Origin of the sequence: Sphaerisporangium aureirubrum (assembly GCF_042658925.1) — a bacterium.
Taxonomy (GTDB): Bacteria; Actinomycetota; Actinomycetes; order Streptosporangiales; family Streptosporangiaceae; genus Sphaerisporangium; species Sphaerisporangium aureirubrum.
The window spans coordinates 1-24,198 of sequence record NZ_JBHSRF010000022.1; the positions used below are offsets into that span (position 1 = coordinate 1).

Annotated in this window: 19 protein-coding genes and 1 tRNA gene; 19 read left to right on the forward strand and 1 reads right to left on the reverse strand. The window is 71.2% G+C overall.

The window, feature by feature from the left end; translation table 11 throughout:
* The 13 genes from ACFP1K_RS16835 to pyk all read left to right on the forward strand — a co-directional run.
* On the forward strand, positions 1–237 hold a 237-nt coding region (locus ACFP1K_RS16835; RefSeq protein ID WP_380753741.1), incomplete at its 5' end, for a DUF2752 domain-containing protein.
* A 188-nt stretch (positions 238–425) separates the two neighbouring features.
* Entirely contained in the window at positions 426–1,256 is an 831-nt protein-coding gene (gene trpC, locus ACFP1K_RS16840) for an indole-3-glycerol phosphate synthase TrpC (protein ID WP_380753744.1), read from the forward strand.
* Positions 1,257–1,309: 53 nt separating this feature from the next.
* Positions 1,310–2,497 carry a tryptophan synthase subunit beta gene (trpB, locus tag ACFP1K_RS16845; RefSeq protein ID WP_449329154.1) on the forward strand — a complete coding sequence of 396 codons (1,188 nt, stop codon included), beginning with the start codon at positions 1,310–1,312 and terminating at the stop codon, positions 2,495–2,497.
* Positions 2,498–2,530: 33 nt separating this feature from the next.
* Positions 2,531–3,325, forward strand: coding sequence for a tryptophan synthase subunit alpha (trpA, locus tag ACFP1K_RS16850; protein ID WP_380753746.1), 795 nt, complete (start codon positions 2,531–2,533; stop codon positions 3,323–3,325).
* 277 nt (positions 3,326–3,602) lie between these two features.
* The gene (locus ACFP1K_RS16855) at positions 3,603–4,235 is read left to right on the forward strand and encodes a MauE/DoxX family redox-associated membrane protein (protein WP_380753749.1); all 633 of its coding nucleotides are present in this window, start codon (positions 3,603–3,605) and stop codon (positions 4,233–4,235) included.
* Positions 4,236–4,249: 14 nt separating this feature from the next.
* The gene (locus ACFP1K_RS16860) at positions 4,250–5,017 is read left to right on the forward strand and encodes a DsbA family protein (protein ID WP_380753752.1); all 768 of its coding nucleotides are present in this window, start codon (positions 4,250–4,252) and stop codon (positions 5,015–5,017) included.
* Positions 5,018–5,028: 11 nt separating this feature from the next.
* On the forward strand, positions 5,029–6,366 hold the full coding sequence (gene lgt / locus ACFP1K_RS16865) for a prolipoprotein diacylglyceryl transferase (protein ID WP_380753755.1): 1,338 nt from the start codon (positions 5,029–5,031) through the stop codon (positions 6,364–6,366).
* A 31-nt stretch (positions 6,367–6,397) separates the two neighbouring features.
* Positions 6,398–7,204, forward strand: a complete 807-nt coding sequence (locus tag ACFP1K_RS16870) for a hypothetical protein (protein ID WP_380753758.1) — start codon at positions 6,398–6,400, stop codon at positions 7,202–7,204.
* Positions 7,205–7,211: 7 nt separating this feature from the next.
* Positions 7,212–7,874, forward strand: a complete 663-nt coding sequence (locus ACFP1K_RS16875) for a hypothetical protein (protein ID WP_380753761.1) — start codon at positions 7,212–7,214, stop codon at positions 7,872–7,874.
* Between the two features lie 273 nt (positions 7,875–8,147).
* A complete protein-coding gene (gene gltB, locus ACFP1K_RS16880) occupies positions 8,148–12,662 on the forward strand; it encodes a glutamate synthase large subunit (RefSeq protein WP_380753764.1) in 4,515 nt (1,504 codons plus the stop codon).
* A gap of 16 nt (positions 12,663–12,678) precedes the next feature.
* Complete coding sequence (locus ACFP1K_RS16885) at positions 12,679–14,163, forward strand: glutamate synthase subunit beta (RefSeq protein WP_380753767.1); 1,485 nt, start codon at positions 12,679–12,681, stop codon at positions 14,161–14,163.
* A gap of 239 nt (positions 14,164–14,402) precedes the next feature.
* The gene (locus ACFP1K_RS16890) at positions 14,403–16,076 is read left to right on the forward strand and encodes a S8 family peptidase (protein ID WP_380753770.1); all 1,674 of its coding nucleotides are present in this window, start codon (positions 14,403–14,405) and stop codon (positions 16,074–16,076) included.
* A gap of 316 nt (positions 16,077–16,392) precedes the next feature.
* Positions 16,393–17,826, forward strand: a complete 1,434-nt coding sequence (gene pyk / locus ACFP1K_RS16895; RefSeq protein ID WP_380753773.1) for a pyruvate kinase — start codon at positions 16,393–16,395, stop codon at positions 17,824–17,826.
* Between the two features lie 134 nt (positions 17,827–17,960).
* Here pyk and ACFP1K_RS16900 read toward each other — a convergent pair.
* A tRNA-Leu gene (locus ACFP1K_RS16900) sits at positions 17,961–18,033 on the reverse strand.
* A gap of 49 nt (positions 18,034–18,082) precedes the next feature.
* Between ACFP1K_RS16900 and ACFP1K_RS16905 the strand changes: the two genes are divergently transcribed.
* The 6 genes from ACFP1K_RS16905 to ACFP1K_RS16930 all read left to right on the forward strand — a co-directional run bounded on the left by ACFP1K_RS16905 (position 18,083) and on the right by ACFP1K_RS16930 (position 23,899).
* Positions 18,083–18,673, forward strand: coding sequence for an ANTAR domain-containing response regulator (locus ACFP1K_RS16905; RefSeq protein ID WP_380753775.1), 591 nt, complete (start codon positions 18,083–18,085; stop codon positions 18,671–18,673).
* Between the two features lie 343 nt (positions 18,674–19,016).
* Entirely contained in the window at positions 19,017–20,210 is a 1,194-nt protein-coding gene (locus tag ACFP1K_RS16910) for a branched-chain amino acid ABC transporter substrate-binding protein (RefSeq protein ID WP_380753777.1), read from the forward strand.
* A gap of 93 nt (positions 20,211–20,303) precedes the next feature.
* Positions 20,304–21,272, forward strand: a complete 969-nt coding sequence (locus ACFP1K_RS16915) for a branched-chain amino acid ABC transporter permease (RefSeq protein ID WP_380753779.1) — start codon at positions 20,304–20,306, stop codon at positions 21,270–21,272.
* Positions 21,269–22,414: a branched-chain amino acid ABC transporter permease gene (locus tag ACFP1K_RS16920; RefSeq protein ID WP_380753781.1), complete on the forward strand. Its 1,146-nt coding sequence runs from the start codon at positions 21,269–21,271 to the stop codon at positions 22,412–22,414. Before ACFP1K_RS16915 ends, ACFP1K_RS16920 begins: the two co-directional genes overlap by 4 nt.
* On the forward strand, positions 22,411–23,193 hold the full coding sequence (locus tag ACFP1K_RS16925) for an ABC transporter ATP-binding protein (RefSeq protein ID WP_380753783.1): 783 nt from the start codon (positions 22,411–22,413) through the stop codon (positions 23,191–23,193). The genes ACFP1K_RS16920 and ACFP1K_RS16925 overlap by 4 nt, the downstream gene beginning before the upstream one ends.
* Positions 23,183–23,899 (forward strand): ABC transporter ATP-binding protein, encoded by a 717-nt coding sequence (locus tag ACFP1K_RS16930; RefSeq protein ID WP_380753785.1) that lies wholly within the window; start codon positions 23,183–23,185, stop codon positions 23,897–23,899. Before ACFP1K_RS16925 ends, ACFP1K_RS16930 begins: the two co-directional genes overlap by 11 nt.
* The last annotated feature ends 299 nt before the right edge of the window (positions 23,900–24,198 follow it).

The following is a 24,198-nucleotide window of genomic DNA, read 5'->3' on the forward strand; positions in this document are numbered from 1 at the left end:
GCGGTGCACGCGCTCACGCGGGGGGACGTGGGGGCGGCGGTGGGGTTCAATCCGCTTCTGGTGGTGATGATCCCGTTGCTGCTGCTCTGGTGGGGGGACTGGGTGGTCCGGGCGTGGCGGGGGCGGGGGATGCGGGTGCCTCGTCTCGGGGGGGTGTGGATATGGGGCTTCCTGGCACTTCTCATTGTCTACTGGGTTGTGAGGAATCTGCCTTTCGCGGCTTTCCTGGCCCCCTAACTTTTCCCGGTCGGCCACCCCTGTGGCGAGGTGACGGTGATTAGCCCGATACCATCGGCAGGGCAAGGTCGGGTGAGGATCAGGCCCCCGAGTCGATCGAGCCGATCGCGCGGGTGAGGCGTCCAAGGCCCGCGGGCGTCGACCGGAGGGGACCCTGTTCGGGTGAGCGAGCCAAGCGAGGAGATCAAGTGAGCGTGCTCGACGAGATCTTGGAAGGGGTGCGGGCCGACCTCGCCGAGCGCGAGCGGTCCGTGTCGCTGGCGGAGCTCAAGGACCGCACACGGCTGGCCCCGGCGGCCAGGGACGCGTACGCCGCCCTCGGCGGCGACAAGGTGTCGGTCATCGCCGAGGTCAAGCGCTCCAGCCCGTCCAAGGGCGCGCTGGCCGCCATCGCGGACCCCGCGGCGCTCGCCGCCGACTACGAGGCCGGCGGCGCGCACGTGATCAGCGTGCTGACCGAGGGCCGCAGGTTCGGCGGCAGCCTCGCCGACCTCGCCGCGGTGCGCGCGGCCGTCGACATCCCCATCCTGCGCAAGGACTTCGTGGTCACCTCCTACCAGCTGTGGGAGGCGCGGGCCTACGGCGCGGACCTGGTGCTGCTCATCGTGGCGGCGCTCGACCAGAACGCCCTGGTCTCCCTGATCGAGCGCGCCGAGTCGATCGGCCTGACGCCGCTGGTCGAGGTGCACGACGAGGACGAGCTGTCCCGCGCCCTGGACGCCGGAGCCAAGATCATCGGAGTGAACGCCCGCGATCTGAAGACCCTTCAGGTCGATCGCGAGATATTCTCCATGCTGGCGCCCAAGATCCCGGACGGCGTCATCAAGATCGCCGAGTCCGGCGTCCGCGGCCCGCATGACCTGCTGGCCTACGCCAGGGCCGGCGCCGACGCCGTGCTCGTCGGGGAGAGCCTGGTCACCGGCAAGGACCCCAGGGCCGCCGTGGTCGATCTGGTCACCGCGGGCGCCCACCCCGCGTCGCGGCTCGACAACGGACCCGGACCTGAGAGGCAGCAGTGACGATCGCAGAAGGCCCCCTGATCACCGCGGCCGACCTCGCCGGCGGCGGCCCGTTGGGCGACGACCCCGACATCCACGGCCGCTTCGGCGTCTTCGGCGGCCGTTTCGTGCCCGAGGCCCTGATCCCGGCCCTGGACGAGGTGGCGCGCACGTACGCCGAGGCCAAGGCCGACGTGGGCTTCCTGCGCGAGTTCGACCACCTGCTGCGCACGTACGCCGGCCGGCCGACCACCATCACCGAGGTCCGCAGGTTCGCCGAGACCGCGGGCGGCGCCCGCGTGCTGCTCAAGCGCGAGGACCTCACCCACACCGGCGCCCACAAGATCAACAACGTGCTGGGCCAGGCGCTGCTCACCAAGCGCCTCGGCAAGACCCGCGTGATCGCCGAGACCGGCGCCGGGCAGCACGGCGTGGCCACCGCCACCGCCTGCGCGCTGATGGGCCTCGAGTGCGTCGTCTACATGGGCGAGGTCGACTGCGAGCGCCAGGCGCTGAACGTCGCCCGCATGAAGCTCCTCGGCGCGACCGTCGTCCCGGTCGCCAACGGCAGCCGCACCCTCAAGGACGCCATCAACGAGGCGTTCCGCGACTGGGTGACCAACGTCGACACCACCCACTACCTCTTCGGCACCGTGGCGGGCCCGCACCCCTTCCCCGAGATGGTCCGCGACTTCGCGCGCATCATCGGCGTCGAGGCGCGCCGCCAGGTCCTGGAGCTCACCGGGCGGCTGCCCGACGCCGTCTGCGCGGCCGTCGGCGGCGGCTCCAACGCCATCGGCGTCTTCCACGCCTTCATCGGCGACCCCGATGTCGCGCTGCACGGCTACGAGGCCGCCGGCCACGGCGTCGAGTCCGGCGAGCACGCCTGCACGCTCACCGAGGGCTCGATCGGCGTGCTGCACGGCTCGCGCACCTACGTCCTGCAGGACGACGAGGGCCAGACCATCGAGTCCCACTCGATCTCCGCGGGCCTCGACTACCCCGGGGTCGGCCCCGAGCACGCCTGGCTCAAGGACTCCGGCCGCGCCACCTACCACGGCGTCACCGACGCCGAGGCCATGGAGGCGTTCTCTCTGCTCGCCCGCACCGAGGGCATCATCCCGGCCATCGAGTCGGCGCACGCCCTGGCGGGCGCCGCCAAGCTCGGCCGGGAGCTCGGCCCCGAGGCGACCATCCTGGTCAACCTCTCCGGCCGCGGCGACAAGGACATGGGCACCGCGATGAAGTACTTCAACCTGTGATTTCGGCCCACCTGGCAAACGGGACAACCTGACATGACGACTCTGCAGACGGTGTTCGAGAAGGCCAAGGCCGACCGGCGCGCCGCGCTCATCGGATACCTCCCGGCCGGCTTCCCCACCAAGGAGGGCGCCGTCGCCGCCGCGACAGCCATGGTGGAGGCCGGGTGTGACGTCATCGAGATCGGCCTGCCCTACTCCGATCCGCTGATGGACGGCCCCACCATCCAGGACGCGGTGCACCGCGCGCTGACCAACGGCACCCGCATCGCCGACGTGATGCGCACCGTCGAGGGCGTGGCGGCGTCCGGCGCCGCGGTGCTGGTCATGACGTACTGGAACCCCATCGACCGCTACGGCACCGAGCGTTTCGCGCGCGAGCTCGCCGAGGCGGGCGGGGCGGGTGTCATCACCCCCGACCTCACCCCCGAGGAGGCCGGGCCGTGGCGTGCGGCCGCCGCGGGCGCGGGCCTCGACACCGTCTTCCTGGTCGCCCCCAGTTCCACCGACGAGCGCATCAGGGCCGTCGCCGAGTGCTGCACCGGCTTCGTGTACGCCGCCTCGCTGATGGGCGTCACCGGCGCACGCACCAGCGTCAGCTCCGCCGCCGAGGGCCTGGTGAAGCGCACCAAGGCCCACACCGACCTCCCGGTGTGCGTCGGTCTCGGCGTCGGCACCGGCGCCCAGGCCGCCGAGGTGGCCGCCTACGCCGACGGCGTGATCGTCGGCTCGGCCTTCATCCGCCGCATCCTCGACGCCCCCAGCGAGTCCGAAGGCCTCGACGCGGTCCGCGAACTCGCGGACGAGCTGGCGACGGGCGTCCGCGCCTGACCCAGGGCCCCGCACCGTCCGGCGCGGGGCTCCGGGACGCACATTCGACGCGCGGCACGCCGAGGCGCACCTGGCGTACAGCCAGGGGCGATCCGCTCCGGCGGGATGGGCCCGATCACCCTCCGGGTGTTCCCGGACGTGGGTGGACACGATCGTTTACCCGGCGCTTATCGGGGTCGTGATGGGCTGGGCAGCCGGTAGCCTACGGCGAGAGCGCCGGGTGGCGGCTCGCTGACGCGGGCTCATGTGGACGGCCGGACGGCACCCCCTCGGCGCGGTGACGGCCGTCCCGTGCCGGGACCTGGCTGAACAAGGAGACATCGATGACACCGATGGGGTCGTGCCGATGAGATCACGCACCGTGCTGCAGGCGGTACCCTGGGTGACGACCGTCGCCAGGCTCGTGGTGGCCGGGGTGCTCATCGTCGCGGGCTGGTTGAAGATCGGCACGCCGGCGCTGTCCGTCCAGGCCGTCAAGGCCTATGAGCTGCTGCCGGAATCGGTCGCCACCGCGGTGGGCTACGGCCTGCCGATCATCGAGATCGTCGTAGGGGTGTTGCTTGTCGTCGGGCTTCTCACGCGTGCGGCGGGTGCGGTCTCCGCGCTGCTCATGCTGGCCTTCGTGGTCGGCATCGCCTCCGCGTGGGCGCGCGGCCTGCGCATCGACTGCGGCTGTTTCGGCGGTGGCGGGCAGCTCGGCGCCGGACAGGATCCGAGCTACCTCTGGGAGCTCCTGCGCGACGCGGGGCTCTTCCTGCTGGGTGCCTGGATCCTCTGGTTCGGTCCGGGGCGCTTCTCGCTCGACTCGGCCCTCGGCCTGGTCGGTAGCCGTGAACCTCGCGTCGCGGGCGGCGGTGGCGGTGCCGAAGGTGACGATGGCGACGGGCTGGGCGCGCCGAGCCCGGTGTGAAGGGAGAACCCCTGATGAGCAAGGCCGCGAGAGAGCTCTCCGCCCGCGAGCGGATCAAGACCCAGCGTGAGGCGGACCGCCGCCGGGACCGGCGCAGGCGGCTGATCACCGTCTCCGCCGCCGCGGCGGCGGTGCTCGCGGTGCTCGGCGGCGGCTGGTGGTACGTCCAGTCCGGCATGTCGGAGGCCCCCACGGCGAACCTCGCCCCGATCGCCGTCCAGGGCGACGGCACGGTCGTCATGGCGCGCGCGGGCGTGAGCAAGCCCGTCCTGGACATCTACGAGGACTTCCAGTGCCCGGCCTGCCAGGCCTTCGAGCGGGCCAGCGCCGCCACCGTCAAGAACATGGCCGCCGAGGGGCTGGTGAAGGTCGTGTACCACCCCATCACCATCTTCAGCGAGGAGCCCGCGAGCGGGAACACCATGCGCGCCTCCTCGGCCGCCCGGTGCGTCCCGGACGGCAGGCAGTGGATGGCCTTCCACGACCGGCTGTTCAAGGAGCAGCCGCCGGAGACCTCCAAGGGCTTCGCCATCGCCGATCTGATCGCGTGGGGCAAGGACTCCGGGGTGACCGCCCCGGGCTTCTCCGCGTGCGTGACGTCCGTGAAACACGCTCAGGCTCAGGCCGCGTTCACCAAGAAGGTCATCGACGCTCGCCTGGTCACCCAGGGCACTCCCACGCTGCGACTGGACGGCGCGGAGATGAACAACAAGGTCGCCTTCTCGCCGTCGGCGCTGCGCCAGGCGGTGCTTGATGCCGCGAAGCGGGCCGGGACGCGGTAACGTCACCTGACATGCCCCTGGCCTCCATTCCCAGCCCGTCCGAAGGGGTCTGGTACCTCGGACCGATCCCCCTGCGGGCGTACGCTCTTTGCATCGTGCTCGGCGTCATCGCCGCCGTCTGGATCGGCGAGCGCCGCTGGCGCGCCCGCGGCGGCGAGCCGGGAACCATCACCGATCTCGCCGTCTGGGCCGTGCCGTTCGGCCTGGTCGGCGGGCGGCTCTACCACGTCATCACCGACTGGCAGCTGTACTTCGCGCCCGACGCCCCGAACCGGCCGATCGACGCCCTGTACATCTGGAACGGCGGGCTCGGCATCTGGGGCGCCATCGCGCTCGGCGCCGTCGGCGTGTGGATCGCCTGCCGCCGCCGCGGCATCTCGCTGTCGGCGGTGGCCGACGCCGTCGCCCCAGGCATCGCGGTGGCCCAGGCCATCGGCCGCTGGGGGAACTACTTCAACCAGGAGTTGTTCGGCGGCCCGACCACCCTGCCGTGGGGTCTGGAGATCGACCCCGGGCGCCCCGGCACCATCCCCGGCGTGTCCACCTACCACCCGGCGTTCCTGTACGAGTCCCTGTGGGACCTGGCGCTCGCCGCGGTGCTGGTGCTGGTCGCCCGCCGGTACGTCCTGCACCACGGCCGCCTGTTCGCGGTGTACGTGGCCGGGTACACCCTCGGCCGGTTCTGGATCGAGGGCCTGCGGGTCGACCCGGCGCACGAGATCCTCGGCCTGCGGCTGAACCAATGGACCTCGATCGTCATCTTCATCGGCGCCCTGGTGTACATCTATCTCACCAGGGACAAGACCACCCCGGAGATCGTCGTCCCGCAGATCGGCGACGACGAGGCGCCCGACCAGGCCCACGGCGCCGACCAGGCCGACGCCGAGGAGATCGAGCAGGTGCTGCTCTCCAAGGCCGCGGAGGCCGAGCGGGCCCCGGAGGACACCGGGGACGGCCCCGGGGGGACCGGGAAGACAGGCGAGACGGCGGGCCCCGGCGACGCGGAGGACGCGGGCGACAAGGGCGACGCGGACGGCAAGCCCGGCCCCGCGCCGATCCCCGTGCTCGACCAGGACCCGGCCGACCCCGCGCACCCCGCCGACCAGGCGGACGTGGGGTCCGAGACCGGCCAGGGCCCGGTGGTGGGGCCGGTGCTCGGCGACGGCGAGTCCGCCGACCCGGCGCATCCGGCGGACCAGGCGGACGTGGGGTCCGAGACCGGCCAGGGGCCGGTGGTGGGGCCTGTGCTCGGTGACGGCGAGTCGGCCGACCCGGCGCATCCGGCGGACCAGGCGGACGCCGGCGAGGTGCCGGCCCGGGCGGCCGGCCCGGAGGCGAGCACTCGATGACGAGGGGCGGTATCAGGGGTACCGGCGTTCGGTGAGCGCGCGCAGCAAGAGGCGCAAAGCCTCGTTCGACGTCCCCGCTCTGTCCGAGCGGGGACTGAACGAGCGGCAGCAGCGCATCCTGACGGCGGTGGTCGTGATCCTGGTGGTGCTGATCGGCGGGACCGCCCTGACCTTCGTGGTCAGCCGTCTCGGCGTGCGCGATCCCGTTCCCGAGCAGGGCTCCGCCGCCGACATCGGCCTGCCCCACCCCGAGGAGTACCAGGCGTGGCCGTCGCCCGCGCTGTTCGGCCCGATAGCCGACCGCGCGGCCGACCGCACGCCGCTGCGCGCGGAGGAGGTCTTCGCCGTCAAGACCGTCAGGAGCGACAAGCTCACCCTGAAGCTGCTGAACCGCCGGCTGGACTCCTGCGCCCCCGCCATGTGGGGCGGCAGCGCCCTGGCCCGGCTGGCGGGCACCGGCTGCTCCCAGGCGGTCCGCGGGCTGTACCTCAGCGCCGACCGCAGGTACGTCGCGCAGTACACCCTGTTCAACATGGCGAACGCCAAGGCCGCCGGCGACTTCGTGCAGCAGATGGCCACCCTCTACCGGGGGGGCGGCTGGGTGCGGGCGCTGGAGTCCGACGCCGCGGCGTTCGGCACCGACGGCTACGCCGAGGGCAGCGGGTACGCGATGGGGCACTACGCCGGGTTCGTCTGGGTGGCCAGGGCCGACGGCCGCGAGCCGACGGCGAAGGACGACTTCGTCACGCTGACTCTTGCCGTCCGGGCCGGTGAGAAGGCGGTCTACCGCCGTGTGGTCGCGGTGACCGGACCGTCATCCTCCCCGGCGGCCGGGTAGGCGGCCGATGTCCGCCCGCGTGTGGATCACCGTGACCGCCCTCGCGGTGCTGGCGGGGGGCGGTGCGGCGCTGTTCGCCGTCACCCGCCCCGAGACCGGCCCGAGCCCGGCGGCGTTCCGCGGCGAGCCCACCTCGGCGCTGTACGCGCCGATCACCTCCCGGAGCTCCGATCCCCGGCCGCTGACGGTGGCCGAGGTGTTCGGCCCGCCGTCGGCGCGCCTCACCGCCGAGGGCGTGACCATGGAGCGCCGCGGCACCGAGGCGTCCGCCGACTGCGGGAGCGCGCTGTGGGGGAGCGGGGTCACCGCGGCCGCCGCGGGGTGCGCGCGGGTGGTGCGGGCGGGTTACGTCAGCGGCGACGGCCTGCTCTCCGGGCAGTACGCCGTGTTCGACCTGCCGGACGGCGCGGCGGCCGACCGCCTGGTCGCGGCGCTGAACCCCGCGCGCCGTGGCGGTTTCCTGCGCCCGGCCCCCGGGCAGTCCGCGTCGTTCGACCCGGCCCGCAGCCGGGCTCAGGCCCGCGCCCTCGGCCACTTCGTGGTGGTGAACTGGGTCGGCGCGGCCGGCGCGGGAGCCGCGGACCTCGCGTTCCCGCAGGTGGCCTTGGACACACTGGGCGGATTCGCGCAGCGCCGGGTGCTGGACGCGGCCGGGGGAGAGAGCTCTTGACCTGGTACGGACCGGAATATGAAGGGTTAAGGACCTAATCCGGTGGAATAACGTTTACCTGTGGTTCGTTCCATGGTTCGGCCGGGGACGCATGATGAGGCCACCACAGAGCCCATCCACATGGTGAATGTTCGCGATTCCCCCCTGGCGGGCAGTATTCCGGCAGGGTGCGGTAGTCTCTACACACCTCATACAGCAGCAGGGCCAACGTCGTCCCTCTTGCCTGCACTCGCCAATACCGACGAAGCAGACGAAGACGACGGGAGGGATTCAATGCCTGCTGCCCGCCTCGGTCTCCCCGAGCCCCAGGGCCTATACCACCCCTCGCAGGAGCACGACTCCTGCGGTGTCGCGATGGTCGCCGACGTACAAGGACGTCGCAGCCACGACATCGTCGCGAAGGCCCTGACGGCGCTGTGCAATCTCGATCACCGAGGGGCCAAGGGTAGCGAACCGGACACCGGCGACGGCGCCGGCATCCTGACGCAGATCCCCGACGCCTTCCTGCGCGCCAACGTCGACTTCCCCCTTCCCCCGGCCGGGTCGTACGCCGCCGGGATCGCCTTCCTGCCGGTCGACGAGGAGGCCCGCGCGATCGGCGTCCGCATGATCGAGGAGATCGCCGCGGAGGAGGGCCTGACGGTCCTCGGCTGGCGTGAGGTCCCCGTCGACACCGCGCACGCCGGGCCGAGCGCCCGCGCCGTCATGCCGGCCTTCCACCAGCTGTTCGTCGGCTCGCCGGACGGCGAGAGCGGCGTAACGCTGGACCGCCGGGTCTTCTGCCTGCGCAAGCGCGCCGAGCACGAGGTGGACGTCTACTTCCCCTCGCTGTCGTGCCGGACCATCGTCTACAAGGGCATGCTGACCACGCCGCAGCTGGAGCCGTTCTTCCCCGACCTGTCGGACGAGAGCTACACCAGCGCCATCGCGCTGGTCCACTCGCGCTTCTCCACCAACACCTTCCCGTCGTGGCCGCTGGCCCACCCGTACCGGTACGTCGCGCACAACGGCGAGATCAACACGGTCAAGGGCAACCGCAACTGGATGCGGGCCCGCGAGGCCATGCTGGCCACCGACCTCATCCCCGGCGACCTGGCCAGGCTCTTCCCGATCTGCGACCCGGACGCCTCCGACACCGCGTCGTTCGACGAGTGCCTGGAGCTGCTGCACCTCGGCGGCCGCAGCCTGCCGCACGCGGTGCTGATGATGATTCCCGAGGCGTGGGAGAACCACGCCGAGATGGACCCGGCGCGGCGCGCGTTCTACGAGTACCACTCCACCTCGATGGAGGCGTGGGACGGCCCGGCGTCGATCACGTTCAGCGACGGCACCCTGGTCGGCGCGGTGCTGGACCGCAACGGCCTGCGCCCCGGCCGCTTCTGGGTGACCGACGACGGCCTGGTCGTGCTGGCCTCGGAGGCCGGCGTGCTGGACATCGAGCCGTCCAGGGTGGTCCGCAAGGGACGGCTGCAGCCCGGCAAGATGTTCCTCGTCGACACCACCCGCGGCACGATCATCGAGGACGACGAGATCAAGGCCGAGCTGGCGGCCGAGCTGCCGTACGGCGAGTGGCTGCACGCGGGCCTGGTGCGCTTCGAGGAGCTTCCCGAGCGCGACCGCCCGATCGTCACCCACGAGGCGCTGGTCAAGCGGCAGCAGACCTTCGGGTACACCGAGGAGGAGCTGCGGATCATCCTCGCCCCGATGGCCCGCTCGGGCGCCGAGCCGATCGGCTCGATGGGCACCGACTCGCCGGTCGCCGTGCTGAGCGACAAGCCCCGGCTGCTGTTCGACTACTTCAGCCAGCTGTTCGCCCAGGTCACCAACCCGCCGCTGGACGCGATCCGCGAGGAGCTGGTCACGTCCCTGCAGACCACGATCGGCCCGGAGGGCAACCTGCTGGCCCCCGGTTCGGCGTCCTGCCGCCGCCTGGTGCTGCCGTACCCGGTGATCGACAACGCCGAGCTCGCCAAGATCATCCACATCAACGACGAAGGCGCGCTGCCCGGCTTCCAGCCGCACGTGGTCTCCGGCCTGTACGAGGTGGCCAGCGGCGGCGAAGGGCTGCTGCACCGTCTTGAGGAGATCTGCGCCGAGGTCTCGGAGGCGATCCGCGGCGGGGCGCGCATCATCGTGCTCACCGACCGCGGCTCCGACCCCCGCCTGGCCCCCATCCCGTCGCTGATGCTCACCGGCGCGGTGCACCACCACCTGATCCACGAGAAGTCCCGCACCCGGGTGGGCCTGGTCGTCGAGACCGGCGAGGCCCGCGAGTGCCACCACATGGCGCTGCTCATCGGGTACGGCGCCTCCGCGGTCAACCCGTACCTGGCGATCGAGACCGTCGAGGACATGACGGCCAGGGGCGAGCTGACCCTGGAGCCGAGGACCGCGGTGCGCAACCTGATCAAGGCGTACGGCAAGGGCGTCCTGAAGATCATGTCCAAGATGGGCGTGTCCACGGTGGCCTCCTACACCGGCGCGCAGATCTTCGAGGCGCTCGGCCTCGGCCAGGAGGTCGTCGACGCCTGCTTCGTCGGCACCACCTCGCGCCTCGGCGGCGTCGGCTTCGACGTGCTGGCCGAGGAGGCGCGCCTGCGCCACCTGCGGGCCTACCCGCGCGCCGAGAACGCCCACCGCCGCCTGGACGTCGGCGGCGAGTACCAGTGGCGCCGCGAGGGCGAGCCGCACCTGTTCAACCCCGAGACGGTGTTCCGGCTCCAGCACGCCACCCGCACCCGGCGGTACGAGATCTTCAAGCAGTACACCGGGCTGGTGGACGAGCAGGCGGAGAAGCTCATGACCCTGCGCGGCCTGTTCCGGCTGCGCGAGGGCGTGCGCCCGCCGGTGCCGCTGGAGGAGGTCGAGCCGGTCGAGAGCATCGTCAAGCGATTCTCCACCGGCGCGATGTCCTACGGGTCGATCTCCCTGGAGGCGCACGAGACCATCGCCATCGCGATGAACCGCCTCGGCGGCAAGTCCAACACCGGCGAGGGCGGCGAGGACCCCGACCGCCTGCACGACCCGGCGCGGCGCAGCGCCATCAAGCAGGTGGCCTCCGGCCGGTTCGGCGTGACCAGCGAGTACCTGGTCAACGCGGCGGACCTGCAGATCAAGATGGCCCAGGGCGCCAAGCCCGGCGAGGGCGGCCAGCTGCCCGGCCACAAGGTGTACCCGTGGATCGCCAAGACCCGGCACTCCACGCCCGGCGTCGGCCTCATCTCGCCGCCGCCGCACCACGACATCTACTCGATCGAGGACCTCGCCCAGCTCATCCACGACCTGAAGAACTCCAACCCGCAGGCCCGCGTGCACGTCAAGCTGGTCGCCGAGGTCGGGGTCGGCACCGTGGCCGCCGGGGTCAGCAAGGCCCACGCCGACGTCGTGCTCATCTCGGGCCACGACGGCGGCACCGGCGCCTCGCCGCTGACGTCGATCAAGCACGCGGGCGCGCCGTGGGAGCTCGGCCTGGCCGAGACCCAGCAGACCCTGCTGCTCAACGGCCTGCGCGACCGCATCGTGGTCCAGGCCGACGGCCAGCTCAAGACCGGCCGTGACGTGATGGTCGCCGCGCTGCTCGGCGCCGAGGAGTTCGGCTTCGCCACCGCGCCGCTGGTGGTGTCCGGCTGCGTGATGATGCGCGTCTGCCACCTGGACACCTGCCCGGTCGGCGTGGCCACGCAGAACCCCGAGCTGCGCAAGCGGTTCGCCGGCAAGCCGGAGTTCGTGGTCAACTTCTTCGAGTTCGTCGCCGCGGAGGTCCGCGAGTACCTCGCGGCGCTCGGCTTCCGCTCGATCGAGGAGGCCGTCGGGCACGCCGAGATCCTGGACACCACGGCCGCCGAGGACCACTGGAAGGCGTCCGGACTGGACCTGTCGCCCATCCTGCACGTGCCGTCGCTGCCGGAGGGCACGCCGCTGCACCGCACCGTGGCGCAGGACCACGGCCTGGAGAAGGCGCTGGACAACACGCTGATCCAGCTGGCCGAGGGCGCGCTGAAGTACGGCGACCGCGTGACGCTGGACCTTCCCATCCGCAACGTCAACCGCACGGTCGGCACCATGCTCGGCCACCAGGTGACCAGCCGGTACGCCGGGGCGGGGCTGCCCGACAACACCATCGACGTCACCTTCACCGGGTCGGCGGGCAACTCCTTCGGCGCCTTCCTGCCGAAGGGCATCACCCTGCGGCTCACCGGCGACGCCAACGACTACCTCGCCAAGGGCCTGTCCGGCGGCCGGATCACGGTGCGCCCGCACCCCGACGCGCCGTTCAGCGCCGAGACGCAGGTCATCGCGGGCAACGTCGGCCTGTACGGCGCCACGTCCGGCGAGGCGTTCGTCCGGGGCGTGATGGGCGAGCGGTTCTGCGTCCGCAACTCCGGCGCCACCGCCGTGGTGGAGGGCGTCGGCGACCATGGGTGCGAGTACATGACCGGCGGCCGGGTGATCGTGCTCGGCGCGACCGGACGCAACTTCGCGGCCGGCATGTCGGGCGGCGTCGCCTACGTGCTGGACCTTGATCCGGTGCGGGTCAACCGCGAGATGGTCGCCGTCGAGGAGCTCACCGAGCAGGACTCGGAGTTCCTGCGCGACGTCGTGGAACGCCACCTGGCCGAGACCGGCTCCACGGTGGCCAAGGCGCTGCTGGACGACTGGGACGGCACGCTGACGCGGTTCGGCAAGATCATGCCGACCGACTACAAGAGGGTGCTCGAGGCCGCCGCGGTCGCGCGCGCCGAGGGCCGGGACATCGACGAGGCGGTCATGGCCGCCTCGCACGGCTGACAAGGGAGGTACACCGATGGCCGACCCCAAGGGTTTCCTGGCGCACGCGCGCGAGCTGCCGGCGCGCCGCCCGGTCGACGTCCGCATCCGCGACTGGCGTGAGGTCTACGAGGACTTCCCCGCGCCCGCCCTCACCCGGCAGGCCGCGCGCTGCATGGACTGCGGCATCCCGTTCTGTCACAACGGCTGCCCGCTCGGGAACCTCATCCCCGAGTGGAACGACCTCGTCTACCGGGACGACTGGGCCGAGGCGATCGAGCGGCTGCACGCCACCAACAACTTCCCGGAGTTCACCGGGCGCCTGTGCCCGGCTCCGTGCGAGTCGGCGTGCGTGCTCGGCATCAACTCCGACCCGGTGGCGATCAAGCGGGTCGAGGTCGAGATCATCGACCGGGCCTTCGCCGAGGGCTGGGTGACGCCGCAGCCGCCGGCCACCAGGACCGGCAGGCGGGTCGCCGTGATCGGCTCCGGCCCGGCCGGGCTGGCCGCCGCGCAGCAGCTCACCCGGGCCGGGCACGACGTCGTGGTGTTCGAGCGCGCCGACAGGATCGGCGGGCTGCTGCGCTACGGCATCCCCGAGTTCAAGATGGAGAAGCGCCACCTGGACCGGCGCCTGGCGCAGATGCGCGCCGAGGGCACCGAGTTCCGCACCGGCGTCAACGTCGGCGTGGACGTCACGGCGGCACAGCTGCGCGAGGAGTTCGACGCGGTCGTGCTGGCCGGCGGCGCCACCGCCTGGCGGGACCTGCCGGTGGCGGGCCGCGAGCACGCCGGCGTCTACCAGGCCATGGAGTACCTCCCGCTGTCCAACAAGGTGCAGGAGGGCGACCTGGCCGAGTCGCCGGTGTCGGCCAAGGGCAAGCACGTGGTGGTGATCGGCGGCGGCGACACCGGCGCCGACTGCATCGGCACCGCGGTGCGCCAGGGCGCGGCCTCGATCACGCAGCTGGAGATCATGCCGAAGCCGCCGGGCGCGCGGCCGGACGTCCAGCCCTGGCCGACGTACCCGATGCTGTTCAAGACCGAGAGCGCCCACGAGGAGCTCGAGGCGGGCGCGGGCGACCGGGTGTACGCGGTGTCCACGACCGGCTTCGTCGCCGACGACGAGGGACGCGTCCGGGCGCTGCGGCTGGTCGACGTGGAGGGCCCGGCCGCCGGGTTCCGCCAGGTGCCCGGCAGCGAGCGGGAGATCCCGGCCGAGCTGGTCACGCTGGCCATGGGCTTCGTGGGCCCGGAGAAGGGCGCGCTGCTGACGGACCTGGCGGCCGAGGCCGCCGACCCGGCGGCGTTCTTCGACGCCCGGGGGAACGTGGCCCGCGACACGTCGTACATGTCGAGTGTGGAGGGCGTCTTCGTCGCCGGGGACATGGGCCGCGGCCAGTCGCTGATCGTCTGGGCCATCGCGGAGGGCCGTTCCGCCGCCGCGGGGGTCGACCGCTACCTCACCGGTCAGAGCGCCCTGCCCGTGGCCATTCCCCCGACGGCGCGGCCACTGGTGTGATCGCCCGGTTTATTGGGGTTATGTGATTTCCCGCCTGGGCTGTCATCACATATGTGTATAAAGGAGCGAACGCCGGAGGATTTCTGCGCAACTTGCTTTGATCCTCGATTCACAGAATGATGCTGCCTCGTTCGTCTGGGCGAGGAATGAGGAGAGGGTCGATGGTGCGGGGGCACAGGCGGGGCGTTGGCGCCGCCGTTCCGGTCGTGATGGCGGGCTCACTCGTGGCGGGATGCCTGATGTCGGGCTCGCTGGTCACGGCCTCCCCGGCGCCACGCGCCGGCGAGACGGCAGTCGCCGCCCAGAGCGGCGACTACCTGGTCTTCTACGCCCAGGGGCGGCAGCGGGAGGCCCTGCGCGCCGTCGAGGCCGGCGGCGGCTCCGCCAGGGGCGCCGACGCGCGGCTCGGGTACGTGATCGCGCGCGGCGCGGGCCCGGCGTTCGCCGAGCGGGTGGGCGCCGACCCGTCCGTGGTCGGCGTGACCGCCAACCGCAGGGTCGGCTCGGCCGCCGCGCTGACCTCCGCCCAGTGGGCCACCGCGCCCGAGGCGCTGCCGATCCTGCCGGTGGCCGCGGGTACGTCCGGGGACACCGCCGCGTCCGCCCAGGTGTCGTCCAAGGCCTTCACCGGGACGGCGGCCGGCGAGCCGCTGGCCGGGCGCCAGTGGGACATGCGCATGATCGGCGCCGACGCGCGCGGGTCCTACGCCAAGGCCCGCGGCACCAAGAAGGTGCTGGTCGGCATCATCGACACCGGCGTGGACGGCTCCCACCCCGACATCGCCGCCAACTTCGACCGCGCCCGCAGCCGCAACTTCGTGGTGGACCGCCCGCGCGACCCGAACGGCAAGACGCTCGACGGCCCCTGCGAGTACAAGAACTGCAAGGACCCCGCGGACGTCGACGACGACGGGCACGGCACCCACGTCGCCGGCACCATCGGCGCGCCGATCAACGGCATCGGCATGGCCGGGGTGGCCCCCGGGGTGGGGCTGGTCAACATCCGGGCCGGCATGGACTCGGGCTTCTTCTTCCTCAAGCCGGTGCTGGACGCCCTCACCTACGCGGGCGACGCGGGCGTCGACGTGGTCAACATGAGCTTCTTCGTCGACCCGTGGACCTTCAACTGCGCCGCCAACCCCGCCGACTCGCGGGCCGAGCAGCTCCAGCAGGCCGGCATCGTCACCGGCGTGCAGCGCGCCCTCGACTACGCCCGCGCGCACGGCGTCACGCTGATCAGCGCGCTCGGCAACGAGTCCACCGACCTCGGCCACCCGCTGGTGGACGACACCAGCCCGGGGTACCCCGAGGGGACCGAGCGCAAGCGCACCATCGACAACAGTTGCATCAACGTGCCCGCCGAGTCCCGCGGCGTCATCTCGGTGTCCGCGATCGGGCCGAGCAAGCGCAAGGCCTGGTACTCCGACTACGGCAACGAGCAGACCGACCTCGCGGCCCCCGGCGGCGACTCCACCGACACGGGCACCTCGCTGAAGGGCGTGGCGCGCGAGATCCTCGGCCCGGCCCCCAAGCGCGCGCTGCGCGCCCAGAAGCTCATCGACGCCGCGGGCAGGCCGTCCACGTCCTCGGTGGTGCGCGAGTGCCACCACGGCTCGTGCGCCTACTGGCAGTACCTCTCCGGCACCTCGATGGCCTCGCCGCACGCCGCGGGCGTGGCGGCGATCCTGGTGGCCCGCTTCGGCAAGCCCGGCAAGGGCGGCCTCACCCTGGCCCCCGCCAAGGTCGAGAAGCTGCTGTACGCCACGGCGCGCCACACCGCGTGCCCGGCCACCGGCTCCACCCGCTACCCCGCCACCGAGGAGACGCACCTGTGCGTGGGCTCGGCGGCCAAGAACGGCTTCTACGGCCACGGCATCGTCGACGCCTACCGGGCCGCCACCGCCAAGGGCTGAACCGCCGCCCGGCGGGGCCCGCGCGGCCCCGCCGGGTGGTGACGGACAAATGAACGCCCGCGGGCGGCTTGGGGGACACGCCACCCCCAGGTGTACGGGGCGTTTATCCTGAGAGACGCACGAACACGAACGTGGACCTGGGTCGCCCGAGTCGCGTCGGTCGTGACCGGGGCCCGCACGGGGTCCATCCGGCCGCGCCGCCACGCCGGGCCGCCGCCGGATGGGGGATCGTCGCAAGGGGGATCTCGGGGGATTCCGGGTGGTAGCCAGGGACTTCCCCGCCATCCAGTGGTCTGTACCAATTAGGGTAGGACTTGTGAGTCGTCGAGCGAAGATTGTCTGCACACTGGGGCCCGCCACCTCCTCTCCGGAGCGCCTGCGAGAGTTGATCTCCGCGGGCATGAACGTCGCGCGGTTCAACCTCAGCCACGGGAGCCACGAGCTCCACAAAGAAGTGCACGGGCGGGTGCGGGAGGCCGCCGCCGAGCTCGGCATCGGGGTCGGCGTCCTGGCCGACCTCCAGGGCCCCAAGATCCGGGTGGGCCGGTTCGCCGAGGGCCCGGTGCGGCTCGGGTTCGGCGACATGTTCACGATCACCACCGAGGACGTCCCCGGCGACCGCGACCTGGTCTCCACGACGTACGAGGGCCTGCCCGCCGACGTGCGCCCCGGGGACCGCATCCTGGTCGACGACGGCCGCCTGGTCCTGGAGGCCACCGCCGTCGACGAGCAGCGCGTGGTGACCAAGGTCATCGTCGGCGGCATGATCTCCGACAACAAGGGCCTCAACCTCCCCGGTGTCGCGGTGTCCGCCCCCGCCCTCACCGACAAGGACGAGGAGGACCTTCGCTGGGCGCTGCGCACCGGCTTCGACATGATCGCCCTGTCCTTCGTGCGCAGCCCCGACGACGCCGCCCTGGTGCGGAGCATCATGGACCAGGAGGGCGTGCACCTGCCGCTGCTGGCCAAGATCGAGAAGCCGCAGGCCGTCGAGCGCCTCCGCGAGATCGTCGACGCCTTCGACGGCATCATGGTCGCCCGCGGCGACCTCGGCGTGGAGCTCCCGCTGGAGCAGGTGCCGATCGTGCAGCGCCGCGCCATCGAGATGTGCCGCGAGAAGGCCCACCCCGTCATCGTCGCCACCCAGATGCTCGACTCGATGATGAGCGCCCCCCGCCCCACCCGCGCCGAGGCCTCCGACGTCGCCTACGCCGTCATGGACGGCGCCGACGCGGTCATGCTGTCCGGCGAGACCTCGGTCGGCAGCTATCCCATCGAGTCGGTCGCCACGATGGACCGCATCGCCCTGGCCGCCGAGGCCGAGTCGCTGCAGTCCACCCACACCTTCGACCGCCTGCCCGAGACCATCGGCGGCGCCATCGCCCGCGCGGCGGCCGAGGTCGGCGCGATCGTCGGGGCCCGCGCGCTGTGCGCGTACACCATGTCGGGGGAGACCGCCCGGCGGCTGGCGCGCTACCGCTCGCCGATCCCGCTGCTCGCCTTCACCTCGGCCTCCGAGGTCCGCGGCCAGCTCGCCCTCACCTGGGGCGTGGAGACCTACGAGGTGCCGTTCGTCCACCACACCGACGACATGGTGCGCCAGGTCGAGTCGGCGCTGCTGTCGGCCGGCCGCTGCGAGAAGGGCGACAAGGTCGTCATCGTGGCGGGCTCCCCGCCCGGAACCCACGGCTCCACCAACGCGCTGCGCGTGCACACCATCGGCTCGGCGGTGTCCTCAAGCGGAGCCTGACCGCCTCTTTGGCGACGGCCACCCCGGGCGGGTCCCGGTGGTGGCCGTTTCGCTGTCCGCGCCGGCGGGCCGGCGCCTGCCGCGGCCCCGGCGGCCCGGCGGGCGCCGCTGGATCCGGCGGATCCGCCGGTCGGTGCCCCGAGTGGGATTCGAACCCACACTTGATGGATTTTGAGGCCATTGACTCTGCCGTTGGTCTATCGGGGCGCTCGCCGCGCGTGTCCCTAATCTAGCGGACGTCGGTACTCTCTTGGTCGTGAGTACGCAGCGGCGAGTGGTGATCGCGGAAGACGAGGCCCTGATCCGCCTCGATTTGAAGGAGATGCTGGAAGAGGAGGGTTATGCCATCGTCGGTGAGGCGGGAGACGGCGAGACGGCGATCAAACTGGCCATGGAGCGCCGGCCGGATCTCGTGATCCTGGACGTCAAGATGCCGATCCTGGACGGCATCTCCGCCGCCGAGCGCATCGTGTCGGAACGGGTGGCCCCCTGCCTGATCCTCACCGCGTTCTCCCAACGCGACCTGGTGGAGCGGGCGAGGGACGCCGGCGCCATGGCCTACCTCGTCAAGCCGTTCACCAAGTCCGACCTTGTCCCGGCGATCGAGATGGCGGTCAGCAGGCACGAGGAGATCGCGGCGCTGGAGCGCGAGGTGTCCACGCTCGGCGAGCGGCTGGAGACCCGCAAGCTCGTCGAGCGGGCCAAGGGCCTGCTGATGGCCCAGCACGGGTGGACCGAGCCGCAGGCGTTCCGCTGGATCCAGAAGGCCTCGATGGACCGCCGCATGAGCATGCGCCAGGTCGCCCAGGCCGTCGTCGCCGAGGCCGCCGCCCAAGAGGGCTCCTGAGCCGAGCCGGCGCCGGACCCCGGACATCGGAGGACTTCCTGATCGCCGGACGCCTCCGCCGTGCCGACCCGGGCGAGTCAACCCGCGGGGCGCGGCCGGTCAAGGCGGTGCCGGTCGTGCCCGGACCTCGCCGAACAGGGCCCCTTGCCTCGGATGTGACCTTTACTTTTCTGCTCGATCGCCGAAGAGGACCGGTGTGATAACGAAGCGGTAACGTGGGGTCTCTCTGTACCGACCTGTGACTTGAGCTGGGTGTAATGCCGTCAACAACCCCTGGTCGTATCCGCCAGGGGGGCTCTGTGGACCCGATCCCGACGTGGGATCAGGCGAAAGGAAGGCAACCTTGCGGCCCAAGATTGCTCGCCTCGGGGGCGTGCTCGCCGTCGGTGTGGCACTAACCGTTGGTCTCGCCGCTTGCGGCGGCTCCGAGCCGGAGGCGGGCGGTGGTGGATCCTCCGCCGCGCCGACCACGCTCAAGATCGGCTTCATGGGCGACCTGTCGGGTGAGAACTCCGGCATCGTCATCCCGCCGCGCAACGGCGCCCAGCTCGCCGTTGACGAGTACAACGCGACCAACCCCAAGGTCAAGGTCGAGCTGGTCCCCTATGACAGCCGCGCGGACGCGACCACCGCGGTGGCCCTGAGCCAGCAGGCGATCAAGACAGACAAGATCGTCGCCATGGTGGGCCCCGCGTTCTCCGGTGAGTCCAAGCAGGCCGTCCCGGTGCTGGAGGAGGCGAAGATCCCGAACATCTCCGCCTCGGCCACCAACGTCGACCTCGCCAAGAACGGCTGGAAGTACTGGCACCGCGTCGTCCCGAACGACGGCGTGCAGGGCCCGGCCATCGCCGACTTCATCGCCGGCGCCGCCGCGTCCAAGAACGCCTTCGTGATCGACGACAAGTCCGAGTACGGCCTCGGCATCGGCGACGCGGTCCGGGCGCAGCTCAAGACCAAGGGTGTCGCCGTCACCAGCGACGCGCTCGACCCGAACGCCACCGACTACTCCTCGACGGTGAACAAGGTGTCGTCCGCCAAGCCGGACGCCATCTTCTTCGGCGGCTACTACGCCGCGGCCGGCAAGCTGCTCAAGCAGCTCAGGGACAAGGGCGTGACGGCCAAGTTCTTCTCCGGCGACGGCTCGCTGGACAAGGGCATCGTCGAGGGCGCCGGCGCCGAGCAGGCCGAGGGCGCGCTCATCGGCTGCCCCTGCCGCATCCCCACCCCGGACGAGGCCGACGAGAAGGTCAAGAAGTTCGCCACGGACTACAAGGCGAAGTTCGGCGCCGACCCGCTGGTCTACGCCACCGAGGGCTACGACGCGATGACCACCTTCCTGAAGGTGATCGGCGCGGGCGCGACCACGCCGGACGCCATCAACGAGGCGGTCGGCAAGTCGGACTTCGACGGCATCTCCAAGCACATCAGCTTCGACCCGACCGGTGAGCCTTCGGCGAAGGCGATCTACATGTACCAGGTCAAGGCCGGCGTCATCGGCCTGCTCGGTGACACCACGACGGCCAAGCTCGACGGCTGACAGTTCATCGGACAGAAGTGAGAGGGGCGGGAACGCCACGTGCGCTCCCGCCCCCGTCCGTGTCCCGTGACGGCTCCCTGAAAGCGAAACCTCGTGTTCGATAATCTTCTCGGCTCGTTCTGGCCGTACACGATCGACGGCCTCATCCTGGGCTCGATCTACGGCCTGGTCGCCCTGGGCTACACGATGGTCTACGGCGTGTTGCGACTCATCAACTTCGCTCACTCCGAGATCTTCATGATCGGCACCATGGCGTCGGCCTTCGTGGTCATGACGTTCGGCATCACCCAGCCGCTGACCGGCCTCGCCCTGGTGGGCGGGCTGTTGCTCATGCTGCTGGTCGGCGGGGCCGCCTCGGCGGGCTCCGCGATGCTGCTGGAACGCATCGCCTACCGCCCGCTGCGCAAACGCGGCGCCTCGCGCCTGGCCGCCCTCATCTCGGCCATCGGCGCCTCCCTGTTCCTCCAGGAGCTCTTCGCCCTGGTGATCATCCCGCACGTCTTCAACCGTCCGCAGCAGGGCCGTAACCAGATGGGCGTCGCGCGCATCATGGACAAGGACGTGCTGTTCACGCTGGGCGGGGCGCAGATCCGGGTCGACCAGATCCTGATCTTCGTCGCGGCGGTCGGCATGATGATCCTGCTCGACCTGCTGGTCAACCGCACCAAGATCGGGCGTGGCATCCGCGCCACCTCCCAGGACCCCGAGACCGCGGTCCTGATGGGCGTGGACATCGACAAGATCGTGCGGATCACGTTCCTGATCGGCGGCCTGATGGCCGGCATCGCGGGCGCGTTGTTCATCCTGCAGTTCGAGGTCACGAAGTTCTCCATCGGCTTCCTGCTCGGCATCAAGGCGTTCACCGCCGCGGTGCTGGGCGGCATCGGCAACCTACGCGGAGCGCTGGTCGGCGGCTTGTTCCTCGGGCTCATCGAGAACTACGGGGCTGCCATCTTCGGCTCGGGATGGAAGGATGTCATCGCGTTCACGGTTCTCGTCCTGGTCCTGATGTTCCGGCCCACCGGCATCCTCGGTGAATCCCTCCAGCGGGCGCGCGCATGAGCACCAACACCACGATCACCAATGGCAGGAACGCCGTCTCGGCGTTCACCGACGGCATCCGCGACCGCTGGGCCGACGCGCCCGGCTGGCAGCGCTGGATCGTCTACGCCGCACTGTTCGTCATCGCCCTGTTGCTGCCCTCCGACTCCATCGGGCAGTTCATGTCGCCGTACACCGACTGGGCGAGCGTGCTGTTCTTCCCCATCGGCACGTTCGTGGTCCTGGCGATCGGCCTGAACGTCGTGGTCGGCCAGGCGGGCCTGCTGGACCTCGGGTACATCGCGTTCTTCGCCATCGGCGGCTACTCCATGGCGCTGCTCGGCACCGAGCTGGGGCTCAACTTCTGGGAGATCCTGGTCGTCGGCGTCGTGCTGTCGGCCGTGTCCGGAGTCGTGCTCGGCGGGCCGACCCTGCGGCTGCGCGGCGACTACCTCGCCATCGTGACGCTCGGCTTCGGTGAGATCGTCCGGCAGACCGCCGAGAACACCCCCGCCATCGGCGGGCCGCGCGGCATCGCGGGCATCCCGCACCCGCCGAGTCTCGACGGCGTCATGATCTTCGGGGTGGACGTCTTCCACTACGGCGTGCTCGACCCCCGGCCGTACTACTACCTGCTCGTGGTGGTGGCCACCGCCATCATCATCTTCGTGAAGCGGTGGGAGAAGAGCCGGGTCGGCCGCGCGTGGGCCGCCATCCGCGAGGACGAGGACGCCGCCGAGGTCATGGGCGTGCCGACCTTCAAGTTCAAGCTCCTCGCCTTCGCCATCGGCGCCTCCATCGGCGGCGCGATGGGGGTCGTCTGGGCCGGCAAGACCATCTCGATCAACCCGAACGACTTCATGTTCATGCTGTCGGCCACCATCCTCGCGGCGGTCGTGCTCGGCGGCTCGGGCAACCTGCCGGGCGTCATCCTCGGCGCGTTCCTGGTCGCCTGGCTGCCCGAGCGGTTCCGCGGCCTGTCCGACTACCGCATCATGGTGTTCGGCGGCGCACTGGTCGTCCTGATGATCTTCCGGCCGGAGGGCCTCCTGCCGTCCCGGCGCCGAAAAGCCGAACTGGCCGAGGGCACGGGCGGCATGGGCAGCCTCGGGGCCGAGGTCGCCGGGCCGGAGACCCACGCAGCCGAAGGAGCAGCCAAATGAGCGAGACGCGTCCGCTTCTGCGGCTGGAGACCGTCAAGATGCAGTTCGGCGGCGTCGTCGCGCTGCGCGACGTCGACCTGACGGTCAACGAGGGCGAGATCTTCGCGCTGATCGGGCCGAACGGCGCCGGCAAGACCACGGTGTTCAACGTGGTCACCGGCGTCTACCGCCCGACCGCCGGCCAGGTCGTCTTCGACGGCGACCGCATCGACGGCATGAAGCGCTACAAGGTCACCAAGCGTGGCCTCGCCCGCACCTTCCAGAACATCCGGCTGTTCCACAACATGTCGGCCCTGGAGAACGTCATGGTGGGCGCGGACGCCCACCACCGCGCCGGCATGTTCAGCGCGGCCCTCGGGCTGCCCTGGCACCGCCACGAGGAGCGGGACGGCAAGGCACTGGCGCGGGAGCTGCTGGAGTTCGTCGGCATCGGCAACCGCTGGGAGGAGACCGCCAAGAACCTCCCGTACGGTGACCAGCGACGGCTGGAGATCGCCCGCGCGCTGGCCACCAAGCCGAAGCTGCTGCTGCTCGACGAGCCCGCGGCGGGCATGAACCCCGCGGAGAAGGAGTCCCTGCAGGGGCTCATCCGCAAGATCAGGGACGCCGGTCGCACGGTCCTGCTGATCGAGCACGACATGGCACTGGTGATGGGCATCAGCGACCGCATCGCCGTGCTCGACTTCGGGCAGAAGATCGCCGACGGCCTCCCCGCCGAGGTGCAGAACGACCCGAGGGTCATCGAGGCGTACCTGGGGGCTCCCGCCGATGCTTCTTGAAATCAGCGACATCCGCGTCCACTACGGCAAGATCGAGGCGATCAAGGGCGTGTCCCTGCAGGTCGACGAGGGCGAGATCGTCACCCTCATCGGCGCCAACGGGGCCGGCAAGACCACCACGCTCAAGACCATCTCGGGCCTGCGCCCGCTCACCTCGGGCAGCGTGGTGTTCGACGGCCAGGACATCAGCAAGATGCCCGGCCACAAGCGGGTGCTGGCCGGCATCGGCCAGTCTCCCGAGGGCCGCGGCGTCTTCCCGGGCATGACCGTCACCGAGAACCTCCTGATGGGCGCCTACACCCGCTCGGGCGACCTGACCAAGGATCTCGACGAGGTCTTCGAGCTGTTCCCGCGCCTGGCCGAACGCCGCAACCAGGCGGGCGGCACGATGTCCGGCGGGGAGCAGCAGATGGTCGCCATCGGCCGCGCCCTGATGAGCCGTCCGAAGGTCCTCCTGCTGGACGAGCCGTCGATGGGCCTGGCCCCCATGCTGGTCACCCAGATCTTCACCATCATCAAGGAGATCAACAACCGCGGCACCACCGTGCTCCTGGTTGAGCAGAACGCCCAGCAGGCCCTCCAGCTGGCGCACCGCGCCTACGTTCTGGAGACCGGCCGCGTCGTCAAGTCCGCCCCCGCCTCCGACCTCCTCAACGACCCCCAGGTCCGGGAGGCCTACCTCGGCGGCGAACTGGGCACCCACTGACGGGGTCCGGCAAGACGGCCGCCTCTCCGGGACGCGATCCCGGTGAGGCGGCCGGACGAGACATCCGCCCGGTCTGAACAGCGGTCCCGTCCGGGCGGGCTCTTGAACGACAGACCCGGCCGGGACGCGACCCGGCCGGGCGGTTTCATGTCCCCGGGGAATCCCCTGCGGAGCCGGGGCGGGAACGAAGTCTTCCGAGGTGAACGGCGGGAGGCCACGAGCCGCGGGCGCGGGGTGGCGTCCCGCCGGCCTGTGGCGCGCTCCCAGGCTCGCCGTCCGAGCCTGGGGCGCATCCGTTC

Coding starts and splice junctions, on each gene's coding strand:
- trpA (WP_380753746.1), top strand. CDS start 2,531: ATGACGACTCTGCAGACGGTGTTCGAGAAGGCCAAGGCCGACCGGCGC.
- ACFP1K_RS16860 (WP_380753752.1), top strand. CDS start 4,250: ATGAGCAAGGCCGCGAGAGAGCTCTCCGCCCGCGAGCGGATCAAGACC.
- lgt (WP_380753755.1), top strand. CDS start 5,029: ATGCCCCTGGCCTCCATTCCCAGCCCGTCCGAAGGGGTCTGGTACCTC.
- ACFP1K_RS16875 (WP_380753761.1), top strand. CDS start 7,212: ATGTCCGCCCGCGTGTGGATCACCGTGACCGCCCTCGCGGTGCTGGCG.
- gltB (WP_380753764.1), top strand. CDS start 8,148: ATGCCTGCTGCCCGCCTCGGTCTCCCCGAGCCCCAGGGCCTATACCAC.
- ACFP1K_RS16885 (WP_380753767.1), top strand. CDS start 12,679: ATGGCCGACCCCAAGGGTTTCCTGGCGCACGCGCGCGAGCTGCCGGCG.
- ACFP1K_RS16890 (WP_380753770.1), top strand. CDS start 14,403: ATGTCGGGCTCGCTGGTCACGGCCTCCCCGGCGCCACGCGCCGGCGAG.
- ACFP1K_RS16920 (WP_380753781.1), top strand. CDS start 21,269: ATGAGCACCAACACCACGATCACCAATGGCAGGAACGCCGTCTCGGCG.
- ACFP1K_RS16925 (WP_380753783.1), top strand. CDS start 22,411: ATGAGCGAGACGCGTCCGCTTCTGCGGCTGGAGACCGTCAAGATGCAG.
- ACFP1K_RS16930 (WP_380753785.1), top strand. CDS start 23,183: ATGCTTCTTGAAATCAGCGACATCCGCGTCCACTACGGCAAGATCGAG.